The 364-nt window shown below is 49.7% G+C and carries 1 protein-coding gene; it reads right to left on the bottom strand.

Translation table 11 applies throughout. From position 1 onward, the window contains the following. Nucleotides 1-134 precede the first annotated feature (134 nt). Nucleotides 135-364, bottom strand: a 230-nt coding sequence (locus L693_RS31945) for a hypothetical protein (RefSeq protein WP_197029865.1), incomplete at its 5' end; no start/stop codon positions are given.

Raw genomic sequence — 364 nt, 5'->3', positions numbered from 1 at the left:
AGTATTAGACGCCCATGCCGCTAACGCAGCACCATCAGATGATGAAAATGGTAGGCATGCGATATAATTTACTTACGGCTGGCGAAGGCAGGTCGGCAGTCAATGGTGCTTCGAGCCCGAGTATTAGACTGACCCTAACGACCAGGTGCACCACAGATTGTTGCTCCGAATTTGGAAGCACGCAGGATAGAATAACCATATGTGGTTGTTGCACCAGCCCCTTCAATCTTGCTGCCGTAAGGAGAAGGCCACGAATGGACGTTGTTTACAGTCATGTGTGCGGGCTTGACGTTCATAAAAAGAACATCGTTGCCTGCACCATCACGCCTGAAGGTAAAGAAATCCGTACGTTTGGCACGATGAC

Origin of the sequence: Paenibacillus sp. 1-18 (assembly GCF_000520755.1) — a bacterium.
Lineage (GTDB): Bacteria > Bacillota > Bacilli > Paenibacillales > Paenibacillaceae > Paenibacillus > Paenibacillus brasilensis.
The sequence above is the reverse complement of the archived record's forward strand: the minus strand, read 5'-3'. Positions and strand labels throughout refer to the sequence as shown.